A 22,662-nucleotide genomic window follows, 5' to 3' on the forward strand; every position below is an offset into this window, starting at 1 on the left:
GGATGCCGGAAGGATTGATAGTGAAAGCGCTCAGCGGTTTTTATTATGTCAAGCATGAGGACAAAGTCATCCAGTGCAAGGGCAGAGGGGTTTTCCGCAACCGCGGGATTTCCCCCCTTGTCGGTGATTTTGTGACATTCGAACAAGACGGCGATAATGATGCAACGATCACGGTTGTGCATGAAAGACGAAATGAATTGGTGAGACCGCCTGTTGCAAACATCGATCAGGCAATACTAGTTTTTTCTGTAGCGGAACCCGACCTGAGCCTGCATCTGCTGGACAGATTCCTGGCTGTGCTGGAATCCCTTTATATCCAGCCGGTCATCTGCCTGACAAAAATGGATCTGGCAGATACCGCACAATCGCAGGCGGCGGAAGACGCGGCCGTCTATTATCGACAGATCGGCTACCATGTAATGGAAACGAAGATTGGAGACCCTTCCCTTTTAAATCGGATTACTCCTTTTTTGAAGGATAAGACGACTGTCCTCGCGGGACAATCGGGAGTCGGCAAATCTACATTGCTCAATACGCTTTTGCCTGGGCTTGAATTGAAAACCGGCAAGATCTCAGAAGCGCTGGGCAGAGGGAAGCATACAACCCGTCATGTGGAACTTGTTGAAGTCGCTGGCGGCCTGGTTGCGGATACGCCTGGATTCAGCTCCCTTGATTTTGATACGATTGAAAAGGAAGAGCTGCGCGATTACTTCATCGAAATGCAAGCCGCTTCTGAAAACTGCAAATTTCGGGGGTGCCTTCACTTGAAGGAGCCTGGATGCGCCGTGAAAACAGGAGTTGAAAATGGGGAGATCGCGAAACACCGATATGAAAATTATTTGCAATTCCTGCAAGAAATAACTGACCGAAAGCCGAGGTATGACAAATCATGATCAAGATAGCTCCATCGATTTTAGCAGCGAATTTTTCAAGACTGGCCGAAGAAGTGAAAGAAGTGGAAGCTGCCGGTGCAGACTGGATCCATATTGATGTGATGGACGGTCACTTTGTTCCCAATATTACGATGGGTCCGATTGTAGTTGAAGCGCTGCGGCCCGAAACCGATTTGCCGCTGGATGTCCATTTGATGATCGAAAATCCCGATCAATATGTCGAACAGTTCGCGAAAGCCGGAGCGGATTATATCACAGTTCATGTGGAAGCTTGCCGACATTTGCACCGGACGCTCCAATTGATCAAATCGCATGGCGTGAAACCGGGCGTCGTCCTGAATCCTCACACACCTGTCGAGCAGATCAAGCACGTGCTTGAAGATGTGGACCTCGTCCTGTTTATGACCGTAAATCCGGGATTTGGCGGGCAGCAGTTCATTTCAAATGTCCTGCCGAAAGTGAAGCAGTTGTCTGGCTGGATCAAAGAGCAAGGACTCGCGATCGATATTGAAATTGACGGCGGCATTAATGAGGAGACGATTGTGCCGTGTGTAGAAGCTGGGGCGAATGTCTTCGTGGCAGGCTCCGCTATATTCGGCAGCACGGACCGGGCGGAAGCTTTGAAACGAATCAAAACGGCGGGAGAAAAGGCGCTCGGCATATGAAGCGGATTTTGATCTGTGCCGGCGGGCCTCCGTCGGATCTTCCTAGTTTGATAGAGCCGCAAGACGGGAGTACCATCTTCATCGGGGCTGACCGGGGGACAATCCACCTTTTGGAGAGGGGGATTTCCCCCGATTATGCGGTAGGCGACTTCGATTCCGTTTCACAAGTGGAATTTGAGCGCATATCCCACTTTGTCCAAAATGTAAGGCGCAAGCAAGCCGAGAAAGATGAGACGGATACGGAACTTGCGATCGAGGAAGCATTACGTCATCAGCCATCGCATATCGTATTGACAGGGGTGACAGGAGGGCGGCTTGATCATTATGAATCGGCACTCCAGCTGTTATACCGGATTCAGTCACTGCATCCGGACATTACCTGTACAATCCAGAACCGCACGAATGAGCTGGCCGTCTTATTGCCGGGAGTCCACCGCATCAAAAGAGATGACAAGTTGAAATACATATCGTTCTTCCCGTTCGGGGGGGAGCCGGTTGAAGGTCTGTCGCTGACCGGCTTTAAATATGATGTGGCAAATGAGCGGATTGTATTGGGCACGACCCGATTCACAAGCAACGAACCAATTTCAGAAGTTTGTACTATCTCATTCCGCAAGGGCATATGTTTAATGGTAAGGAGTTCAGATTCCTGAAAGGAGCCGGGGAATTGCGAGTTTATACATTTACAATGCCGAAGTTTCTAAGCAGCTTTGTGAGGAAGTGCATGGTTGTCATGAACAAGGACGGTAAAACGCCGCCATCTGCCACTGCAAACAAAAATACAAAAAAGAAGAAAAAAGAAAAAACGCCAGGCTGATTTTATCGGCTTGGCGTTTCACTTTGTTTGGATATAAGGCACGTATTATACGCGCTCCACTTTACCGGATTTAAGTGCTCTTGCGGAAACCCATACACGCTTCGGTTTGCCATTTACAAGAATCCGGACTTTTTGAAGGTTCGCACCCCATGTACGTTTGTTAGCGTTCATAGCGTGTGAACGGTTGTTGCCGGAACGAGTTTTACGACCCGTGATTACACATTGCTTAGCCATTTTATTTCCTCCTCGCTATCATTGATTCAGCGATTCACTTTATCGTTCGCATACCATCTTACTTTATCATAGGAGAAAAAGCCTTGCAACCTTTTTTGCAGCACCTTTCAAGGATTTCTACTTTACAGGCGGCAAATTCCCCTCTCCCATATGCGCGATTTCATTTTCAATTATATCAAAACTAATAGCAAGCGCGTAGCGGACTTCGGCCCCGCTCCTTGCGATAAGTCAACATCGGTTCGCTTTGCTCACCGTGTTTGCCAGCAGGAAGCAGGTATGAAGACGTTGCCGCAGGAAGCGGCGCATTTCGTCTTCGATCATTAATACATGCGCGGTTCCTCCAGTCCGTACGGCGCTGAGCGCGCACTTTCGCTTTTAAGTGTTATATAGTACAATGAGTGGAGTTATTAAGGATGCAGGAGGGACGGATTATGACAATCGAAATGAAGAATGAGTACGGTACGATTGATATCACGAATGACGTCATCGCCCAAGTGGCCGGGGAAGCGGCGGTCGAGTGCTACGGCATCGTCGGCATGGCCTCCAGGCACCAGATCCGGGACGGGCTCACTGACATTCTCCGTAAAGAGAATTACAGCCGCGGAGTTATCGTGCGGACAATTGGAGAAGAGACTCATATTGATATGTATGTAATCATCGGCTACGGTACAAAGATTTCGGAAGTTGCTTACCAAGTGCAATCCAAAGTGATGTATACATTGAAAAAGACGTTATCTTTGACGGCGGTGTCTGTCAATATATTCGTGCAAGGGGTTCGGGTGACGAACTAGAAGGAGGATTTTATTTCGATGAATTCAATTGATGGACTTACATTTGCGGATATGGTGAAGATGGGTGCTCATCATCTTCACGCGAACGCCGACTATGTCGATTCATTAAATGTGTTCCCTGTTCCTGACGGGGATACCGGAACAAATATGAACTTATCCATGACTTCCGGGGCGCGGGAGACGGAAGCGAATAAGTCTGCTCACTTGGGCAAGACAGCGCAAGCCCTTTCCAAAGGCCTCCTAATGGGCGCGCGTGGCAATTCGGGCGTAATCCTTTCCCAGCTTTTCCGAGGTTTCGGCAAGGCGGTTGAAGGAGAGGCTTCTTTGTCGGCTAAGCAATTTGCGGATGCACTGAATTATGGTGTGGAAACCGCCTATAAGGCCGTCATGAAACCGGTGGAAGGCACAATTTTGACGGTTGCAAAAGACGCGGCGAAGCAAGCTGTCAAAACGGCAGAAACGTCAGAAGACCTGTCAGCCGTCATGGAAGCGGTTGTGAATGAAGCAAGGGCGTCGCTGAAACGCACTCCTGATCTGCTTCCTGTCTTAAAAGAGGTCGGCGTTGTCGACAGCGGCGGACAGGGACTGCTTTTTGTATATGAAGGTTTTCTCGCATCGCTTCGCGGTGAAGCGCTTCCAGAGCGTTCAACGATGGAATCGATGGATGACCTCGTGAATGCCGAACACCATAGGGGCGTCCAAGGCTTCATGAATACCGATGATATCGTCTATGGCTATTGTACAGAGTTCATGGTGAAACTGGACGAGGAAAAGAAAGCGGACAGCCCCTTTGATGAAGACGCGTTCCGGCAGGATTTGAGTGAATATGGCGATTCCTTGCTGGTCATTTCTGATGACGAAATCGCGAAAGTACATATCCACACAGAACAGCCTGGCGAGGCGCTCAACTATGGCCAGCAGTATGGATCTCTTATTAATATCAAGATAGAGAACATGCGTCAGCAGCATGCGAATATTGTTGGCGACCTTCAGGCGGCAGGTCCTGAAAAAACAGTCCACCCGTATGCCGTTGTAACGGTTGCTATGGGAACGGGAGTCGCAGAACTTCTCCGAAGCATCGGCGCTTCCTACGTCATCGAGGGCGGCCAGACGATGAATCCTTCGACGGAAGATATCGTAAAAGCGATCCGGGACATCGGAGCTGAGCGGGTACTCGTTTTGCCAAACAATAAAAATATTATCATGGCGGCGAATCAGGCGGCTGAGGTCGTGGGAATCGAAGCGGCGGTTGTTCCGACCAAGTCTGTTCCAGAAGGACTTGCAGCCATTCTTGCATTCAATCCTGAATCATCCGTCACGGAGAACGCCAAATCAATGACGGAGGCTGCGGCAGGAGTCAAGACTGGACAAGTCACCCACTCAGTTCGCGATACATCGATTGACGGCGTTGAAATCCATAAGGATGATTTCATGGGAATTGCCGACGGGAAGATTGTCACGTCGACTTCTTCGCTTGACGAGGCGACCAAGGCATTATTGGATTCGTTAATCGATGAGGATGATGAAATTGTGACAGTCATTTACGGAGAAACTGTCAACAAAGCTGTTGCCGAAGAGCTGTCAGGCTATATTGAAGAACATTTTGACCATGTTGAAGTCGAATTGTATGATGGGAAGCAACCGCTATATCCCTATATCATTTCAGTTGAATAAATGTTGAACGGCATGCATGGACGCATGCCGTTTTTCGCGGCACTCTGAAGCGGAAGATTCGTTGTATTTTGTCTTAAACTATTATTTGTTGTAAAATAAAGAGAAGAGAAATGGTTTTCAAAAGGGGGATTCCATAGATGAAATTCAGATCGGTTTTTGAAATTATCGGTCCGGTGATGATCGGCCCTTCGTCTTCCCATACTGCCGGAGCGGCACGCATCGGAAGGGTCGCACGAGACTTGTTCGGCCGACAGCCGAAATGGGCACGTATCCATTTATACGGTTCGTTTGCAGAAACGTACAAGGGGCATGGAACTGACGTCGCGATCATCGGCGGGCTGCTTGATTATGATACATTTGACGAGCGCATCAAAACAGCTTTCGAGGATGCGGAAAAAGCGGGAATGACATTTGAATTCATTCCCGAAGAGGAGGAGCCCGACCATCCGAATACGGCAAGGATTGTAATCGGAGACGAGGAAGGCGAGATGGAGCTAGTCGGAATATCGATCGGTGGCGGAACTATGGAAGTTACCGAATTGAACGGCTTCCCGCTTCGTTTATCCGGCCATTTCCCTGCGCTTCTTGTTGTCCACGAAGACCGGGCGGGCGTTATCGCGGGTGTTTCCAACATCATAGCGGACCAGGGCATGAATATCGCCCATATGGAAGTAGGACGCAAAGAGAAAGGCAAAATGGCGCTCATGGTCATTGAAGTCGATCAGATTTTCGATGAAACGCTGATCAGCCAATTGCAATCACTGCCAAACGTGACCCAAGTATCGACATTGGCAAATTAGGAGGGATTCAAGTGGATGTGTTGTTCACTTCTGTAAAAGAACTCGTTTCGCTCGCCGAAACGCAAAATAAACCGATCTCAGAGATCATGATCGAACAAGAGATGCTGATTACGAAAAGGTCTCGTGAAGAAATTGTCGCACAAATGGATAATAACTTGACCGTCATGGAAAAAGCGGTGGAACAAGGGCTGGAAGGCGTCCAATCAACATCGGGGCTGACTGGCGGAGATGCGGTTCTGTTGCAAAAGTACATCGCAAGCGGCCAATCGCTATCCGGGGAACTCCTTCTGGATGCTGTCAGCAAAGCGGTTGCCACCAATGAAGTGAATGCGGCTATGGGAATGATCTGCGCCACACCGACCGCGGGAGCTGCGGGAATTGTCCCCGGCACATTATTTGCAGTGAAGAATAAACTGAATCCGACCCGTGAGCAGATGATCAATTACTTGTTCACTTCAGGGGCATTCGGATTTGTCGTCGCAAACAATGCATCCATATCAGGAGCTGCAGGGGGCTGCCAGGCGGAGACGGGATCAGCTGCATCCATGGCTGCCGCCGCGATTGTTGAGATGGCAGGAGGGACTCCGCAGCAATCTGCGGAAGCTTTCTCGATTGTCATGAAAAACATGCTTGGACTCGTCTGCGATCCGGTTGCGGGTCTTGTCGAAGTTCCGTGCGTTAAGCGGAATGCCATGGGCGCTGCGAAAGCATTTGTCGGAGCGGATATGGCCCTGGCTGGCATCGTGAGCAAGATTCCGACCGACGAAGTGATCGAAGCGATGCACCGGATCGGACAGACGATGCCGTCCGCATTGCGTGAAACAGCGAAAGGCGGCCTCGCTGCGACACCGACAGGAAAGGCGCTTGAAGCGAAGATATTCGGGAAGGATAAAGCGGTCCGTGACACCGTCACTCCTTGAACCGGTCACAACGATAAAGGGTGTCGGGAAAGCGGCCGCTGAACAACTCGGGAAACTCGGAATCGATACGGTGGAGGATTTGATCATGATGATCCCGTACCGGCATGAAGATTTCCGGCTGAAGGATCTCGCGGCCACCCCGCATAACGAACGGGTCACGATCGAAGGAAGAATCGAGAGTGAGCCGTCCGTCCTTTTTTTAGGGAAAAACCGATCGAGATTACAAGTCCGCATCCTCGCCGGCAATCATCTTGTAAAAGCGATATTCTTTAATCAGCACTATTTGAAAGACCGGCTGGAGATTGGAATGGTTGTGACAATCACCGGCAAATGGGACCGCGGCAGGCAAGTGATCAACGTCAGCAATTTTGCAGAAGGGCCAAAAAGGACCCAAAATGACTTTGAGCCTGTCTATAGTTTAAAAGGCATCCTGCATCAAAAGACATTCAGGCGCTATATGAGACTCGCGCTGGATGCGGCCAAAGGACAGCTTGTGGATCCGCTTCCGGAAGAGATCCGTGAAGCGTACCGGCTGCCTTCTTTGGAAGATGCGCTTGAGATGGTCCATTTCCCTTCGACTCCTGCCGATGTGAAGCAGGCAAGAAGGCGTTTTGTCTATGAGGAACTGCTCAAGTTCCAATTGAAGATGGCGAGCATGAAACGTGCCCGGAAAGAGATGGAGACCGGGACTCCCATCTCTTATGATCTGGATAAGTTGAAAAACTTCATTTCGTCATTGCCATTTGAGTTGACGAATGCCCAGAAGAAAGTCGTCAATGAACTTTGTGCTGAACTGAAAAGCCCTGTCCGCATGAATCGTTTGCTTCAAGGAGATGTAGGTTCCGGAAAAACGGTCGTGGCAGCCATCGCTTTATATGCAGTGATTACAGGCGGCTTTCAAGGTGCACTGATGGCTCCGACTGAAATACTTGCTGAGCAGCATGCCGCTTCGCTCGTGGAATGGTTTGAGCCATTCGGTGTCAATGTGGCGTTCCTTTCCGGTTCGACGAAAGGGAAAGCGAGGAAACTGCTGCTGGAACAGCTGCAGGACGGGAATATCGATATATTGGTCGGCACTCATGCTTTGATCCAGCCTGACGTGACATTCAAGAAATTAGGGCTCGTCATCACGGACGAGCAGCACCGGTTCGGAGTCGAACAACGGAGGGTTCTGCGAGATAAAGGGGTCAGCCCGGACGTACTCTTCATGACGGCGACACCGATTCCCAGGACACTTGCGATTACAGCCTTCGGCGAGATGGATGTGTCGATCCTTGATGAAATGCCGGCCGGCCGTAAAAAAGTCGAGACATTCTGGCTGAAAGAGGAATCGATCATGCCGGTGCTGAGAAAAATGGAGAAAGAACTTCGTGCGGGAAGGCAGGCCTATATCATCTGCCCCCTCATAGAAGAGTCCGAAAAGCTGGACGTCCAGAACGCGGTAGATGTTCATGGACAGCTGACTTCCCATTTTTCGGGCCGTTACAATATCGGCCTCATGCATGGAAGGCTGAGTGCTGAAGAGAAAGATTCGATCATGCGGGATTTCAGTGAAGGGAAAATCCATTGTCTTGTCTCCACCACTGTCGTCGAGGTGGGTGTCAACGTGCCGAATGCTACGTTCATGCTCATTTATGATGCGACCCGCTTTGGTCTTGCGCAACTTCACCAGTTGCGGGGCCGTGTCGGAAGAGGGGCGGACCAGTCGTATTGCGTGCTTCTTGCCGATCCTAAGAACGAAGAAGGCAAAGAGCGGATGCAGTCGATGACGGAGACGAATGATGGGTTCATCCTGGCTGAAAAGGACCTGGAACTTAGAGGCGCGGGAGAATTTTTCGGGAAAAGGCAAAGCGGACTTCCTGAATTTAAAATGGCGGATCTGGTGCATGATTTCCGCGCCCTGGAAACGGCTAGGCAGGATGCAGAGCGCATGCTCGAATCGAAGGCGTTCTGGGAACATGATGAATACGGATTGCTGCGTACCTATCTGGAGGAGTCGGGTGCACTTTCCCCTGAGCGTATAGATTGAGGGCGTGGCGCTGAAGTCCGTTGCAAGCAGATGATAGACGAGCGGGGAATTGCATTCCTTCGCTCTTTTTCATTTGAGGAAGTGGAATCTTCTTTTCCTCCTTGCACTTTACCTTGCGAATTTATATACTGATATTAGTACCAAGTGCTAATCCGGAAGGGTGAAAGGTTTGAGGGTTCCTAAAAAGGAGAGGCAGCACCGTCTTGTGGAGCTGCTCACTGGCAATCCATTCATGACGGATGAAGAGCTTGCGCTTCATTTCCAGGTGAGTGTGCAGACCATCCGGCTGGACCGGATGGAGTGCGGCATACCGGAACTTCGGGAACGCATGAAAACGGTGGCGGCAAAATCGCTTGAGGAAGTGAAGTCGATGCAGTCCGACGAAGTATTCGGCGAGATTGTCGATATCGAACTCGACCGGCGTGCCATCTCGATCTTTGACGTCACAGAGGATCATGTATTCCGCAGAAGCGGCATCGCCCGGGGACATCATCTGTTTGCTCAGGCGAATTCACTTGCAGTGGCTGTCCTTGATGATGACCTGGCACTCACAGCAGACTCGGCCATCCATTTCCATAAGCCTGTCCGGGCAGGGGACCGGGTAGTGGCAAGGGCTGTCGTCAACCATGAACGTTCACAGGGCAAGCGTACAATCGTTGAGATTACTTCGGCTGTAGGAGATGTCACTGTGTTTACAGGAGAATTCCAGATGTATCGGTCACATGCGGAAACAGGCAGGAGGGGATCAATTTGATCATAGCGGTTGATGGCATGGGTGGAGATAACGCTCCAAAGGAAATTATCGATGGAGCACTGGCAAGTTTACAGGCATTTGAAGATTTACACATACATATTTATGGAGACGAAAAGGCGATGGCTCCTTATGTAAAGGTGCATGATCGGCTTCAGGTCATCCATTGTTCAGAAAAAATAGAGGCGGAAGATGAGCCTGTGCGAGCGATTCGCCGAAAGAAGGATGCGTCGATGGTGAAAATGGCGCAGGCCGTCAAAGACGGGGAAGCATCTGCTTGCGTATCTGCCGGTAATACAGGCGCTCTCATGGCGGCAGGACTGTTTATCGTAGGACGGATTGAAGGGATCGAACGCCCTGCGCTTTCCCCGACATTGCCCACAATAGATGGCAGCGGCTTTGTATTCCTGGACGTTGGCGCGAATGCGGATGCGAAACCGGGGCATCTCGGGCAATACGCTGTCATGGGAAGTATTTATGCAGAAAAAGTGAGAGGGATCTCAAACCCGCGGGTAGGACTTTTAAATATCGGCACCGAAGAAGGTAAAGGGAATGACCTGACAAAGGCTGCATACTCCATTTTGTCCGAAGCGCCGATCAATTTTATCGGGAACGTAGAAGCCCGCGACTTGCTGGATGGTGTGGCGGACGTCGTTGTGACGGACGGATTCACAGGCAATATGGTCTTGAAAACAATCGAAGGGACCGCCCTCGGCTTCTTTTCAATGCTGAAGGGTGTATTCGGAGCCTCCTTTACATCAAAAATGTCAGCACTGCTCGTGAAAGACGGGCTGCGCGGCCTGAAAAAGAAAATGGACTATACAGAATACGGCGGAGCTGGCCTTTTTGGCCTTGCAGCTCCTGTTATTAAAGCCCATGGTTCATCCAATGCCAATGCAGTTCTGAATGCAATCAGACAAGCGAAGACAATGGTGGAACATGACGTGAGCAAAACGATTCAAGAAACAATCAGGGGGGCGGAATGATCGTGGCGAAAGTGGCATTTATATTTCCTGGACAAGGGTCCCAGTCGGTTGGCATGGGAACTGAACTTGCCCAGACGGAAGACAAAGCAGGACGATTTTTCGAACAGGCGGATGAAGCGCTGCAAATAGATCTTAGCAAGCTGATCAAAGAAGGGCCGCAAGAAGAATTGACTTTGACGTATAACGCGCAGCCGGCTTTGCTTACGGTCGGTGCCATGATCGCTTCATTGTTACAGGAAGCGGGAATCGAACCGGATTTCACGGCCGGCCACAGTCTTGGAGAGTATACTGCTCTTGTCGCTTCAGGCGTCCTGTCTTTTGAAGAAGCGGTGAAAACGGTCCGTCAGAGAGGCATTTACATGAACGATGCCGTTCCGGCAGGGGAGGGTTCCATGGCGGCGATCCTCGGCCTTGATGCTGACACGCTGAAAACGATCACGGACGAAATCACAGCGGACGGGCATCCTGTTCAACCGGCAAACCTGAATTGTCCTGGTCAGATTGTCATATCCGGCACAAAAGAGGGTGTGGATACGGCATGCGTGAAATTGAAGGAAGCCGGCGCGAAACGGGCATTGCCTCTCGATGTCAGCGGGCCGTTCCATTCAGTACTCATGAAGCCAGCTGCAGAAAGGCTGGCGGACACACTTGATGGACTGGAATTGAAGAACGCTGCCATCCCGGTAATCGCTAATGTGACGGCAGAGCCTGTCTCGGAAGCGGAAGAGATCAAGAGATTGCTTGTCGAGCAACTGTATTCGCCGGTGCGCTGGGAGGATTCGGTCCGAAAGCTGCTGGATCTTGGCGTCACGCATTTCATCGAATGCGGTCCGGGTAAAGTGTTAAGCGGGCTTGTCAGGAAGATTGACAGGAACGCAGTTGTCATGCAAGCGTATGACAAGGAAACGCTGCAGGCGGTTATTGATGAGTCGAAAGGGTGGTCATGATGGGCAGGTTCAAAGGGAAAACAGCGATTGTGACAGGCGCTTCCAGGGGCATCGGACGCGATATCGCTCTCCGCTTGGCAGCAGAAGGCGCGCGGGTCGCCGTTAATTATAGCGGCAGCAAAGAGAAGGCAGAAGATGTTGTAAAATCGATCGAGTCGGCTGGCGGTGAAGCATTTGCTATTCAAGCGAATGTATCGGATGCGGACAGCGTCAAAAACATGATCGATGAAACGATGGAACGATACGGTTCTATCGATCTTCTCGTCAACAATGCGGGCATCACCCGTGACAATCTCCTCATGCGTATGAAAGAGGATGAGTGGGATGATGTCATTGATACGAATCTGAAGGGCGTATTCCTCTGCATCAAAGCAGTGACGCGCCAAATGATGAAACAGCGTGCTGGACGCATAGTCAATGTCTCGTCCATTGTCGGTGTGACGGGAAATCCTGGACAGGCGAATTATGTCGCCGCTAAAGCAGGCGTCATCGGTCTGACAAAAACGACAGCTAAAGAACTCGCTTCTCGTAACATTACTGTGAATGCAGTCGCACCAGGCTTCATTACGACAGACATGACTGATGCATTGCCTGCTGATGTCAGAGAGCAGATGCTGGGCTCCATCCCGCTAGGCAAACTCGGAAACCCGGAAGATGTCGCAAACGCGATTGTGTTCCTCCTCTCCGACGAAGCTTCGTATATTACAGGACAAACCATCCATGTCGATGGCGGCATGGTGATGTAAGGAATTAAACAAGCTAGATCCAGCTCCAGGCACCAGCAAATCGAACAGCGAAGGGTGAGATTTGCCGTATTTCCGCGGTTGCTAGCGGAAATTCAGGCACACAACTTCGGTCTATCTCGGTCGAAAGCCCTCCAGTTTCTACGTTGCTGACCGGTGCCTGGGCCCGCAGGATGCGGGTCATGCAGTCAATCGAACAGCGAAGGGTTCGATTTGCCGTATTTCCACGGTCTTAGTGGAAATTAAGGCACTTGCCAAGACTTATATTAGCTAGATCCAGCTCCAGGCACCAGCAACTAGGAAACTTCGATCTCTCTCGGTCGATAAGTCAACATCGGATCGCTACGCTCTCCGTGTTTCCTTTATCTCGGTCGAGAGCTCTCCAGTTTCTACGTTGCTAACCGGTGCCTTACGCTTTTCATTGAGAGGAGGTGACTTGAATGTCCGAGGTACTTGAACGCGTAACAAAAGTGGTCGTCGACCGTCTTGGTGTTGACGAAAGCGAAGTGAAACCTGAAGCTTCTTTCCGTGACGATCTTGGTGCAGACTCACTAGACGTCGTTGAGCTTGTTATGGAATTGGAAGATGAATTCGATATGGAAATTTCCGACGAGGATGCTGAAAAGATCGGCACTGTCGGCGATGCCGTGAAATATATCGAAGGAAAAGTGAATGCTTAATCGATTGGATTCGAGACTCTCCCATCCCGGTGATGTACTATCTGGAAGGGAGTGTCTCTTTTCGCTTTTGCACGAACAACGGAAAGCATGTAAAATGAAAGCACTACAGAATGGAAAGGCAGATCGCGACATGACGCAGAAACGCAACTATAAACCGAAAACGGTAAAATCAGCAATCCCTGCTGCGGAACGTAAAAAATTCGAGGAACTTGAGGAGAAACTGGGCATCCACTTTGCCGATCCTACACTTCTCCATCATGCATTCACCCACTCCTCCTATGTGAATGAGCACAGGAGACGCAATTTTACAGATAACGAACGGCTGGAATTTCTCGGGGATGCTGTCCTGGAACTTGGGGTCTCCCAATTCCTATACGCGACAGAACCGATGATGACGGAAGGGGAACTGACAAAATTGAGGGCGGCTGTCGTATGTGAGCCGTCGCTTGTCATCTTTTCCAACGAACTCGGCTTCGGCAACTATATCCTGCTTGGCCGCGGCGAGGAACAGACGGGAGGACGGACGAGACCTGCATTGCTTGCGGATGTTTTCGAAGCGTTCATCGGCGCCCTGTTCCTAGATCAAGGAATGGACACGGTTACTCGATTTCTTGAGAAAGTCGTCTTCCCGAAAATCGGAGTCGGTGCTTTTTCGCATGTGATGGATTACAAGAGCCGATTGCAGGAAATCGTCCAGCAATCGAATAACGGACAGCTCCATTATGAGATTGTGGAAGAAAAAGGTCCGGCGCATGCGAAAAAGTTTGTGACAGTAGTCAAGTTAGACGACCGGCAGCTTGGTTCCGGAATCGGGAAATCGAAGAAAGAGGCGGAGCAGGCAGCAGCCCGTGAAGCGATCCGTACACTCCAAGACGGCACGCACGAAGGGGAGAAGTAATTGTGTTTTTGAAGAGATTGGAAATAATCGGTTTCAAGTCCTTTGCCGAACGGGTCGGCATTGATTTCGTGCCGGGCGTTACAGCGGTTGTCGGTCCAAACGGCAGCGGGAAGAGCAACGTGACCGATGCAATCCGCTGGGTGCTTGGAGAACAGTCGGCCAAATCGCTCAGAGGTTCCAAAATGGAAGATGTCATTTTTGCCGGCAGTGACTCCAGAAAGCCGCTGAATTTCGCTGAAGTGACACTCTTGCTTGATAACAGCGAGGGGCTATTTCCCCTTGCCTATTCAGAAATCAGTGTGAGCCGGCGCGTATTCCGTTCAGGGGAGAGCGCTTACTTGCTGAACGGCCAGCAGTGCCGGTTAAAGGACATCAATGATCTTTTCATGGACTCGGGTGTCGGGAAAGAGGCATTCTCAATCATTTCCCAAGGCCGAGTCGATGAAATCCTGAACAGCAAACCGGAAGACCGCCGGAGCATATTCGATGAGGCGGCAGGCGTGCTGAAATACAAGACGCGTAAGAAGAAAGCGGAACATAAGTTGTTTGAGACGGAGGACCATCTAGACAGAGTCCTCGATATACTTAAAGAATTGGACACCCGGATTGGCCCTCTTCAGCAAAATGCAGAAGCAGCGAAGAAACATCAATCACTTTCTGAAAAGATCCGGGAACTGGATGTCAGCTTGCTGAATCATGATGCACAGATGCTCGGGAAGGAACTTTCTTCAAGGATCACGGATGCGAAGTCCAAAAAAGATGCAATGGACAAGCTGGAGGCGGAGGCGTCAGCAGCCGAACAGGAAGCGGAACGGATCAAAGCCGAGCTCGATGATCGGGAGCGGCGTCTTGAATCATTGCAACAACAGCTTGTTGAATTGACGGCAGCGGCTGAAAAATGGGAGGGGCGCCGGCTCCTGTCCATTGAGAAGCATCGAAATGCCACGCAGCATGCAGAGCGGATTGCTCGCGGCCTGCAAGAGACCGAGCTGGGCAAGGCGGAGCATGAAGAGAGGCTATCGGCTGCGCAAGGCAGCTTTGACAAATCTAGCCATGATCTGAAAACTGTGACCGTGGAAATGGACGAGATCGCCCGGATGCTGGAACGCTCTGTCCATGAAACCGAGCAGGAGATCGAGGAACTGAAATCAGCATACATCGAACGGCTTAATGAGGAAGCAACTATCCGCAATGACATTAAGCACATTGAAGAACGCCTGCAGGGCGAAAAGCAATCGACAGACCGCATTGTCCAGCAGGCTGCATTTCTTGAGGAACGGCGTGTCCAGCTCATCGCAGAACTGACCGAGAGGAAAGGAAATGTGAAGACGCTGACGACTGAGATGCAGGCGTCTAAACGTAGTTTCGAACAGGCTTTGGATGCATTGCGAGTAAAAGAGACCGAACTGGCACAGCAACAGCAGCTTATGCAGTCAGCACTGAACCGGCAGCACGAGATGCAGGGCAGGCTCCGGACTCTTCAAAGCCTGGAAGCGGAGTTCTCCGGTTTCTATTCAGGTGTCAAAGAAGTGCTTGTGGCGAGCAGAAATGGCAAACTGAAAGGGATCGATGGAGCTGTTGCGGAGTTGATCACAGTTGATCCTGCATACGCGAAAGCGATCGAAACGGCCCTAGGCGGAGCGATGCAGCATATCATAACAGAATCGGAAGCAGATGCCAGAAAGGCAATCGGATACCTGAAGTCGAAAAATGCGGGCAGAGCGACATTCCTTCCGAGGGATATTATAAAGCCCAGATCGATACCAGGAAATATTCTGCATGTGGCTGAAAGGCATCCCGACTTTATCGGAACCGCTGACCGGCTTGTCGCGTCGAAGAATGAGTTCAGGAATATCGCAGCCAATCTGCTAGGCGCCACCATTGTAGCGAAGACGTTAGGCGGCGCATCGGAAATCGCCAAGTCCACCGGCTATAAATATCGCATCGTAACGCTTGACGGCGATACAGTCAATGCCGGCGGTTCATTGACAGGGGGCGGGTCCAAAGGGCAGTCTTCCGTCTTTTCAAGAAAAGCCGAATTGGAGACTCTCCGGAAGCAGCTTGTGGAGATGAGTGCAACCATTGAACATGCAACGTCGAAAATTGGCGACACGAAAATGGGCGTCGCAAGGCTGATACAAGACTCAGATGCCTACAGAAGGAAAATGGAAGAGGTACAAAAGGGACTTTTGACTGCTGAAAACAGACTTCGCGAGACGGAGATGGAGATCCGGTCTGTCGAATCGGAAATCGAGACATCCCATGCCGGCATGAAAGGTGCAAAAACGGCCGGAGGAGAACTGATCGCGAAGCTGGAGGCTCTCCGCACTGCCCATCAATCCATCAAAGAGATGCTTGTTACCATGCAGACGGAAATCGAAGGACTTCAGCGACTCGCGTCAGACCGCAGGAACGAGGAGGCGGCCTTGCGGGCGAGGCACGCCGAACTGCGTGAAAATGCAGCGACTTTAAGGGAACAAAGGGCATATCATCAAAAGACAGTTTCTGATATCAAAAAAGCGCTTAATGAATTGGATGTTAAATATCAGAATTTGTTAGAGGAACAGCAGTTCATTGCTGGTGCTGGAGGGCTTGAGGAATTCGCCCCTGAAGAGATTGAAGCGAATATCAATAATGCCGCCTCTTCAAAAGCCGCACTTGATAAAACGATTGCAGGTTTGCGTGAAGAACGATTACAGTTTGCCGGAATGGCTGAGCGGCAGGCGGAACAGTTGAAGAGCTGCCGAGCGCGCATTGATGAGGCGCGCGTTGCGGTTAATGAATCGGAAATCATCATCTCGAAGCTTGAAGTCAGATTGGAATCCGTCACTGGCCGGCTGCTTGATGAGTACGGATTATATCCGGATGAGGAGTATGTCATTGATACCGATGTAGAAATCCTCAGGACTGAAGTGGATCGCCTAAAAAGCGAATTGGCTGTCTTAGGCCCCGTTAACCCGGGATCCATCGAAGAGTACAGGGAAGTGTCCGAACGGCATCAGTTCCTTACAGAACAGCGAAACGACCTGCTGGAAGCGAAGCAGACGCTCAACGAAGCCATGTCCGAAATGGATAAGGAGATGGAAACACGATTCCATGCGACTTTCACAGCTGTCAAGGACAGATTCCATCATGTATTCAGAGAGATGTTCGGCGGGGGTGATGCCGATTTGATCCTCACCGATCCGGATCATCTCCTTGGGACAGGTGTTGAAATTGTCGCCCGCCCTCCCGGCAAGAAACTTCAGCCGCTGAGCCTGTTATCAGGAGGGGAGCGCGCCTTGACGGCAATCACCCTCTTATTCTCGATCATAGAAGTGAGGCCTGTGCCGTTTGTCATTTTGGACGAAGTGGAGGCGGCCCTCGACGAAGCGAATGTTGTGCGATACAGTAAGTACTTGAAGAAGTTTTCCGAAAAGACGCAGTTCATCGTCATCACCCACCGGAAAGGGACGATGGAGGGGGCAGATGTACTATATGGCATCACCATGCAGGAATCGGGAGTTTCTAAACTTATTTCCGTCAAGCTTTCAGAAGTGCCGGCGGAAGCTTTAGAACATGCGACATCTTAATCAGAGGAGAGAATGGATTTGTCATTTTTTAAGAAATTAAAAGAGAAGATCACTGGAACGAACGAGGCTGTCACGGAGAAATTCAAAGACGGTTTATCAAAAACGAGGAATTCATTCACATCAAAAGTGAATGATCTGGTCGCCCGTTTCCGTGAAGTCGATGAGGAATTTTTTGAGGAATTGGAAGAATTGCTCTTGCAGGCTGATGTCGGCGTGGAAACGGTCATGGAATTGATCGAGCAGCTCAAATTCGAAGTGAAACGGAAGAACATCAAAGACACAGCCGGCATCCAATCTGTCATTTCCGAGAAGTTGGTTGACATCTACAATGCCGGCGAGGAAAGCTCCAGCGAGCTGAATATGCAGGACGGAGAGCTGACAGTCATTTTGATGGTCGGAGTGAATGGCGTCGGAAAGACGACGACAATCGGAAAGCTTGCTGCTCGTTTCAAAGCGGAAGGAAAGTCTGTCATGCTTGCTGCGGGGGATACATTCCGGGCAGGTGCGATCGACCAGCTTGTCGTATGGGGAGAACGCGCAGGCGTTGATGTGATCCGGCAATCCGAAGGCTCCGATCCCGCTGCGGTCATGTATGATGCGATCAGGGCGGCGAAGACAAGGAATGTCGATGTACTCATCTGTGATACGGCGGGACGCCTTCAAAATAAGGTCAACCTGATGAATGAGCTTGAAAAGGTCCACCGTGTCATCGGCAGGGAAATCGAAGGTGCTCCGCATGAAGTCCTTTTGGCGCTTGATGCGACAACTGGCCAGAACGCCTTGATCCAGGCGCAGACGTTCAAAGAAGCGACAGATGTGACGGGCATTGTACTTACAAAGCTCGACGGTACGGCAAAAGGCGGGATCGTCCTTGCGATCCGGAACAAATTGAACATACCTGTAAAATTTGTCGGACTTGGCGAAGGAATGGATGATCTGCAGCCGTTCGATCCGGAGAAGTATGTATATGGTCTGTTCGCGGAAGGGCTGGAACTGGAAGAGGAAGCAGAAGAGGAATGAGTAAAGACAAGTAATTTTACTTGACAGCACTCTGTTCCCGTACTACGATTGGTGGGGAGGGATGCGAGATGCTGGAAAAAACGACGCGTGTGAATTTCCTCTTTGATTTTTATCAATCCCTTTTGACGGAAAAGCAAAGGCTTTATATGGAATTATATTACCTGGATGATCTTTCGCTTGGAGAGATTGCCGAGGAATATGGAGTCTCCAGGCAAGCGGTCTATGACAACGTACGGCGGACCGAAGCCATGCTGGAAGATTATGAAGAGAAACTGAAGCTTTTCTCGAAATTCCAGACAAGGCTGGAAATCATAGAGCAGCTTGACCGGCTGATCCCGGAAAATGAAGAATCGATGATTGAGATACGAAAATTGGTGGACCAATTAAAAGAACATGAGTAGGGGGTCTATGCATGGCATTTGAAGGGTTGGCACAGCGCCTGCAAGGGACGCTTCAGAAAATAACGGGCAAAGGCAAGATCAGCGAGACAGATGTCAAAGAGATGATGCGGGAAGTGCGATTTGCGCTAATCGAAGCGGACGTCAACTTGAAAGTCGTCAAGGAATTCGTTAAGACTGTCAGCGAGCGGGCTGTCGGCCAGGATGTCATGAAGAGCTTGACGCCGGGCCAGCAGGTTGTGAAAATTGTTCGGGATGAACTGACCAATCTGATGGGCGGGGAACAAAATCCGATCCAGTTTTCGCGCAAACCGCCTACTGTCATCATGATGGTTGGACTTCAAGGGGCCGGTAAGACGACAACTTCCGGGAAACTTGCGACAGTGCTGCGCAAAAAACACAATAAGCAGCCGCTGCTCGTCGCTGCGGATATTTACCGGCCTGCCGCGATCCAGCAGCTTGAGACGCTCGGAAAGCAGTTGTCGATCCCGGTCTTTTCCCGCGGCACCGATATCTCCCCAGTCGAGATTGTCCGGCAGGCCCTTGACGAGGCGGACCGGGAACATAACGACGTAGTCATCGTCGACACGGCGGGACGTCTTCATGTCGATGAAGCGCTCATGCAGGAATTGAAAGATATTAGGGAACTCACCAAGCCTGATGAAGTTTTCCTTGTCGTCGATGCCATGACAGGGCAGGATGCTGTCAATGTCGCGAAATCATTTGATGAAGCGATCGGCATCACAGGCGTCGTCTTGACAAAACTTGATGGTGATACACGCGGCGGTGCAGCACTTTCCATCCGTTCTGTAACACAAAAACCGATCAAGTTCGTCGGGATGGGCGAGAAAATGGATGCGCTTGAGGCGTTTCATCCTGAGCGAATGGCGCAGCGGATCCTCGGTATGGGTGATGTCATGTCCCTCATTGAGAAAGCGCAGGCCAATGTGGATGAGGAAAAAGCGAAGGAACTGGAGCAGAAATTCCGCACGCAGACATTCACGCTCGATGATTTTCTCGATCAGCTCCAGCAGGTCCGGAAAATGGGACCGCTTGATGAACTGCTCAAAATGATGCCTGGATTCAATAAGATCAAAGGAATTGAAAATGCACAGGTGGATGAGAGCCAGATGGGCCGCGTCGAAGCTGTCATCTATTCGATGACGAAAGAGGAGAGGGCTACGCCCGAGATCATCAATGCGAACCGCAAGAAGCGGATCGCCAGAGGATCAGGCACGTCCATCCAGGAAGTGAACCGTCTCCTGAAGCAATTCGAGGACATGAAGAAGATGGTCAAACAGATGACGAACATGCAGCAAAAAGGCAAAAAGAAAATGAAAATGCCGAGCCTCGATTCGCTTTTCAAGTAAGCCGCAGGACAAAAAACAAGGTGTTAAGAAAAAACACTTTACAAACATGATAAAGCTTGATAATATACTATCTTGTGTGAAACTATTCGGAGGTGCAACTCAACATGTCAGTAAAAATTCGTCTAAAACGTATGGGAGCTAAGAAATCTCCTTTCTATCGTATTGTCGTAGCGGATTCCCGTTCACCACGTGACGGCCGCCAAATCGAAACAGTCGGTACTTACAACCCGCTAACAAAGCCTGCAGAAGTGAAGATCAATGAAGAATTGGCACTTAAATGGCTTCAAGACGGCGCGAAACCGTCTGATACAGTACGCAACCTGTTTTCCGAACAAGGCATCATGGAGAAATTCCATAACGCAAAATACGGCAAGTAAGCAGGAGGGGTGGACATGAAGCAGCTGATTGAAACAATCGTAAAGCCATTGGTCGATTATCCGGAGAATGTCCGGATTGAGATGGATGAGCAGCAGCACCGGATTACTTATCAACTTTCCGTCCATCCTGAAGATATGGGTAAAGTGATTGGAAAGCAGGGCCGGGTGGCGAAAGCGATACGTACTATTGTTTATTCAGCAGCAGGCAGTCACCACAGCAAAAGAGTGTACGTAGACATAATCGACTAAGGGGAGGAACTTCTGTTTCTTCCTTTTTTCGTCTATTCGGACCGGACAGTGAAAAACCCTTGAATGGAGGAATGTCTGCTTATGGAATGGTTCAATGTAGGGAAAATCGTCAATACACACGGAATCCAGGGAGAGGTCCGTGTCATATCAAGGACTGACTTCCCTGAAGAGCGTTATGCGGCAGGGAGCCGTCTGTCATTATTCATGCCGCATGAGAAGAAGCCGGTGACTCTTATCGTGAAAAGCCACCGCAGGCACAAAAATTTCGACCTGCTGACTTTTGAAGGACATTCGAATATCAATGATGTCGAAAAATATCGGGACGGCATTCTGAAAGTATCCGAAGACCAGCTGGGTGATCTTGAGGAAGGCGAATTCTACTACCATGAGATCATCGGCTGTGCTGTCTATACGGTGGAGGGTAAGGAGCTCGGCAAAGTTACCGAAATCATTGAGACCGGTTCAAATGATGTCTGGGCCGTCCAGCCGGCCGAGGGGAAACCTCATTACATCCCGTACATTGAAGATGTCGTCAAAGAAATCGATATTGAAGAGAAAAAGATTGTGATCGACCCTCTCGAGGGCCTTTTATCATGATGCATATCGATGTGCTTTCCCTTTTCCCTGAAATGTTCGAAGGGGTGCTGCATTCCTCGATCATGAAGAAGGCGCAGGAGAATGGGGCGGCATCGTTCCGGGTAGTGGATTTCCGTGAATATTCGCCGAACAAGCATAAGAAGGTAGATGATTATCCTTACGGAGGCGGAGCGGGCATGGTGTTGAAGCCCGAGCCTCTGTTTGCGGCTGTCGAAGATCTGACCGCTAACATGGAGAAAAGGCCACGGATCATCCTCATGTGCCCGCAAGGCGAGACCTTCACGCAAAAGAAGGCGGAAGAGCTGGCCAAGGAGGATCAGCTCATCTTCATCTGCGGCCATTACGAAGGTTATGATGAACGGATTCGGGAGCATCTTGTCACTGATGAGCTTTCGCTTGGCGACTTTGTGCTCACAGGCGGAGAGATCGCCTCGATGGCGATGATCGACAGTGTCGTCCGCCTATTGCCGGACGTGCTCGGAAATACGGATTCCCCCTTGCTCGATTCGTTCTCGACCGGCCTGCTTGAGCATCCCCAGTATACACGCCCTGCGGATTTTAAGGGGATGAAAGTGCCAGACGTGCTGCTGTCCGGCAACCATGCCGAAATCGACAAGTGGCGCGAGGAGCAGTCACTGCGCAGGACGTTTGAGCGCAGGCGGGATCTTCTTGAAGCAGCACCACTCAGCGATCATCAGAAAAAAGTGCTGCAGCGCCTGAAGCAGCAAAAAGACGGATAAGGACCATCTTGCATGGCCCCTTCATCTGTGGTATCATGTACAATGTGCTTCTATGTGAAGCCGTATCGACGGGTGTTCCGCTGCACATGCGATTGGGCAAGAGCATCTGAGGAGAAGGAGAGAAAACAAAATGCAAAACATTATTGCAGAAGTAACAAAAGACCAGCTACGTTCGGATATTCCTACTTTCCGTCCTGGCGACACAGTGCGCCTTCACGTGAAAATCATCGAGGGTACACGCGAACGGATCCAGATTTTTGAAGGTGTAGTCATCAAGCGTCGCGGCGGCGGAATCAGTGAAACTTTCACAGTCCGCAAAATTTCTAACGGTGTCGGCGTTGAGCGTACATTCCCTGTACACACACCGAAAATCGCTAAAATTGAAGTGACTCGCCGTGGTAAAGTACGCCGTGCGAAATTGTACTACCTTCGCAACCTTCGCGGAAAAGCTGCCCGTATCAAAGAAATCCGATAATCATAAGAGTTACGGAGGAGGCCAATCGATTGGCCT

Annotated in this window: 24 protein-coding genes; 23 read left to right on the forward strand and 1 reads right to left on the reverse strand. The window is 50.3% G+C overall.

The window, feature by feature from the left end; translation table 11 throughout:
* The first annotated feature begins 2 nt into the window (after positions 1–2).
* Genes rsgA through ACZ5FK_RS00725 form a run of 3 tightly spaced genes read left to right on the forward strand, consistent with a single transcriptional unit; the run spans position 3 to position 2,211 of the window.
* Entirely contained in the window at positions 3–893 is an 891-nt protein-coding gene (gene rsgA / locus ACZ5FK_RS00715; protein ID WP_464806010.1) for a ribosome small subunit-dependent GTPase A, read from the forward strand.
* Positions 890–1,558 carry a ribulose-phosphate 3-epimerase gene (rpe, locus tag ACZ5FK_RS00720; protein ID WP_464806011.1) on the forward strand — a complete coding sequence of 223 codons (669 nt, stop codon included), beginning with the start codon at positions 890–892 and terminating at the stop codon, positions 1,556–1,558. The genes rsgA and rpe overlap by 4 nt, the downstream gene beginning before the upstream one ends.
* Positions 1,555–2,211 (forward strand): thiamine diphosphokinase, encoded by a 657-nt coding sequence (locus ACZ5FK_RS00725; protein WP_464806012.1) that lies wholly within the window; start codon positions 1,555–1,557, stop codon positions 2,209–2,211. Before rpe ends, ACZ5FK_RS00725 begins: the two co-directional genes overlap by 4 nt.
* 209 nt (positions 2,212–2,420) lie before the next feature.
* Here ACZ5FK_RS00725 and rpmB read toward each other — a convergent pair whose 3' ends face one another.
* Entirely contained in the window at positions 2,421–2,609 is a 189-nt protein-coding gene (rpmB, locus tag ACZ5FK_RS00730) for a 50S ribosomal protein L28 (RefSeq protein ID WP_464806013.1), read from the reverse strand.
* A 431-nt stretch (positions 2,610–3,040) separates the two neighbouring features.
* Between rpmB and ACZ5FK_RS00735 the strand changes: the two genes are divergently transcribed.
* The 20 genes from ACZ5FK_RS00735 (at position 3,041) to rplS (ending at position 22,626) form a co-directional block, all read left to right on the forward strand.
* Positions 3,041–3,400 carry an Asp23/Gls24 family envelope stress response protein gene (locus ACZ5FK_RS00735; RefSeq protein ID WP_464806014.1) on the forward strand — a complete coding sequence of 120 codons (360 nt, stop codon included), beginning with the start codon at positions 3,041–3,043 and terminating at the stop codon, positions 3,398–3,400.
* A gap of 18 nt (positions 3,401–3,418) precedes the next feature.
* On the forward strand, positions 3,419–5,074 hold the full coding sequence (locus tag ACZ5FK_RS00740) for a DAK2 domain-containing protein (RefSeq protein WP_464806015.1): 1,656 nt from the start codon (positions 3,419–3,421) through the stop codon (positions 5,072–5,074).
* Positions 5,075–5,211: 137 nt separating this feature from the next.
* Positions 5,212–5,874, forward strand: coding sequence for an L-serine ammonia-lyase, iron-sulfur-dependent subunit beta (sdaAB, locus tag ACZ5FK_RS00745; RefSeq protein WP_464806016.1), 663 nt, complete (start codon positions 5,212–5,214; stop codon positions 5,872–5,874).
* A gap of 11 nt (positions 5,875–5,885) precedes the next feature.
* The gene (gene sdaAA, locus ACZ5FK_RS00750; RefSeq protein WP_464806017.1) at positions 5,886–6,794 is read left to right on the forward strand and encodes an L-serine ammonia-lyase, iron-sulfur-dependent, subunit alpha; all 909 of its coding nucleotides are present in this window, start codon (positions 5,886–5,888) and stop codon (positions 6,792–6,794) included.
* Positions 6,775–8,823, forward strand: a complete 2,049-nt coding sequence (recG, locus tag ACZ5FK_RS00755; RefSeq protein ID WP_464806018.1) for an ATP-dependent DNA helicase RecG — start codon at positions 6,775–6,777, stop codon at positions 8,821–8,823. The genes sdaAA and recG overlap by 20 nt, the downstream gene beginning before the upstream one ends.
* Before the next feature lie 169 nt (positions 8,824–8,992).
* Positions 8,993–9,577 carry a transcription factor FapR gene (gene fapR / locus ACZ5FK_RS00760; RefSeq protein WP_464806019.1) on the forward strand — a complete coding sequence of 195 codons (585 nt, stop codon included), beginning with the start codon at positions 8,993–8,995 and terminating at the stop codon, positions 9,575–9,577.
* Positions 9,574–10,560, forward strand: coding sequence for a phosphate acyltransferase PlsX (gene plsX / locus ACZ5FK_RS00765; RefSeq protein ID WP_464806020.1), 987 nt, complete (start codon positions 9,574–9,576; stop codon positions 10,558–10,560). Before fapR ends, plsX begins: the two co-directional genes overlap by 4 nt.
* Before the next feature lie 2 nt (positions 10,561–10,562).
* Positions 10,563–11,507, forward strand: a complete 945-nt coding sequence (fabD, locus tag ACZ5FK_RS00770) for an ACP S-malonyltransferase (protein ID WP_464807321.1) — start codon at positions 10,563–10,565, stop codon at positions 11,505–11,507.
* Complete coding sequence (gene fabG / locus ACZ5FK_RS00775; RefSeq protein WP_464806021.1) at positions 11,507–12,253, forward strand: 3-oxoacyl-[acyl-carrier-protein] reductase; 747 nt, start codon at positions 11,507–11,509, stop codon at positions 12,251–12,253. The genes fabD and fabG overlap by 1 nt, the downstream gene beginning before the upstream one ends.
* 437 nt (positions 12,254–12,690) lie before the next feature.
* The gene (locus tag ACZ5FK_RS00780; protein WP_464806022.1) at positions 12,691–12,930 is read left to right on the forward strand and encodes an acyl carrier protein; all 240 of its coding nucleotides are present in this window, start codon (positions 12,691–12,693) and stop codon (positions 12,928–12,930) included.
* A gap of 130 nt (positions 12,931–13,060) precedes the next feature.
* Complete coding sequence (rnc, locus tag ACZ5FK_RS00785; RefSeq protein WP_464807322.1) at positions 13,061–13,828, forward strand: ribonuclease III; 768 nt, start codon at positions 13,061–13,063, stop codon at positions 13,826–13,828.
* 2 nt (positions 13,829–13,830) lie between these two features.
* Entirely contained in the window at positions 13,831–17,400 is a 3,570-nt protein-coding gene (gene smc, locus ACZ5FK_RS00790; protein ID WP_464806023.1) for a chromosome segregation protein SMC, read from the forward strand.
* A gap of 18 nt (positions 17,401–17,418) precedes the next feature.
* Positions 17,419–18,420 (forward strand): signal recognition particle-docking protein FtsY, encoded by a 1,002-nt coding sequence (gene ftsY, locus ACZ5FK_RS00795; protein ID WP_464806024.1) that lies wholly within the window; start codon positions 17,419–17,421, stop codon positions 18,418–18,420.
* Positions 18,421–18,488: 68 nt separating this feature from the next.
* The gene (locus ACZ5FK_RS00800; RefSeq protein WP_464806025.1) at positions 18,489–18,821 is read left to right on the forward strand and encodes a putative DNA-binding protein; all 333 of its coding nucleotides are present in this window, start codon (positions 18,489–18,491) and stop codon (positions 18,819–18,821) included.
* Positions 18,822–18,832: 11 nt separating this feature from the next.
* Positions 18,833–20,188, forward strand: a complete 1,356-nt coding sequence (gene ffh / locus ACZ5FK_RS00805; RefSeq protein WP_464806026.1) for a signal recognition particle protein — start codon at positions 18,833–18,835, stop codon at positions 20,186–20,188.
* Positions 20,189–20,292: 104 nt separating this feature from the next.
* Positions 20,293–20,565: a 30S ribosomal protein S16 gene (rpsP, locus tag ACZ5FK_RS00810; protein WP_464806027.1), complete on the forward strand. Its 273-nt coding sequence runs from the start codon at positions 20,293–20,295 to the stop codon at positions 20,563–20,565.
* A 15-nt stretch (positions 20,566–20,580) separates the two neighbouring features.
* Positions 20,581–20,814, forward strand: coding sequence for a KH domain-containing protein (locus ACZ5FK_RS00815; protein ID WP_464806028.1), 234 nt, complete (start codon positions 20,581–20,583; stop codon positions 20,812–20,814).
* Positions 20,815–20,895: 81 nt separating this feature from the next.
* Positions 20,896–21,411 (forward strand): ribosome maturation factor RimM, encoded by a 516-nt coding sequence (gene rimM / locus ACZ5FK_RS00820; protein ID WP_464806029.1) that lies wholly within the window; start codon positions 20,896–20,898, stop codon positions 21,409–21,411.
* Positions 21,411–22,151 carry a tRNA (guanosine(37)-N1)-methyltransferase TrmD gene (trmD, locus tag ACZ5FK_RS00825; protein ID WP_464807323.1) on the forward strand — a complete coding sequence of 247 codons (741 nt, stop codon included), beginning with the start codon at positions 21,411–21,413 and terminating at the stop codon, positions 22,149–22,151. Before rimM ends, trmD begins: the two co-directional genes overlap by 1 nt.
* Positions 22,152–22,281: 130 nt before the next feature.
* On the forward strand, positions 22,282–22,626 hold the full coding sequence (rplS, locus tag ACZ5FK_RS00830) for a 50S ribosomal protein L19 (protein ID WP_464806030.1): 345 nt from the start codon (positions 22,282–22,284) through the stop codon (positions 22,624–22,626).
* The last annotated feature ends 36 nt before the right edge of the window (positions 22,627–22,662 follow it).

The sequence above is a fragment of the Sporosarcina sp. GTC18466 genome (assembly GCF_055389225.1).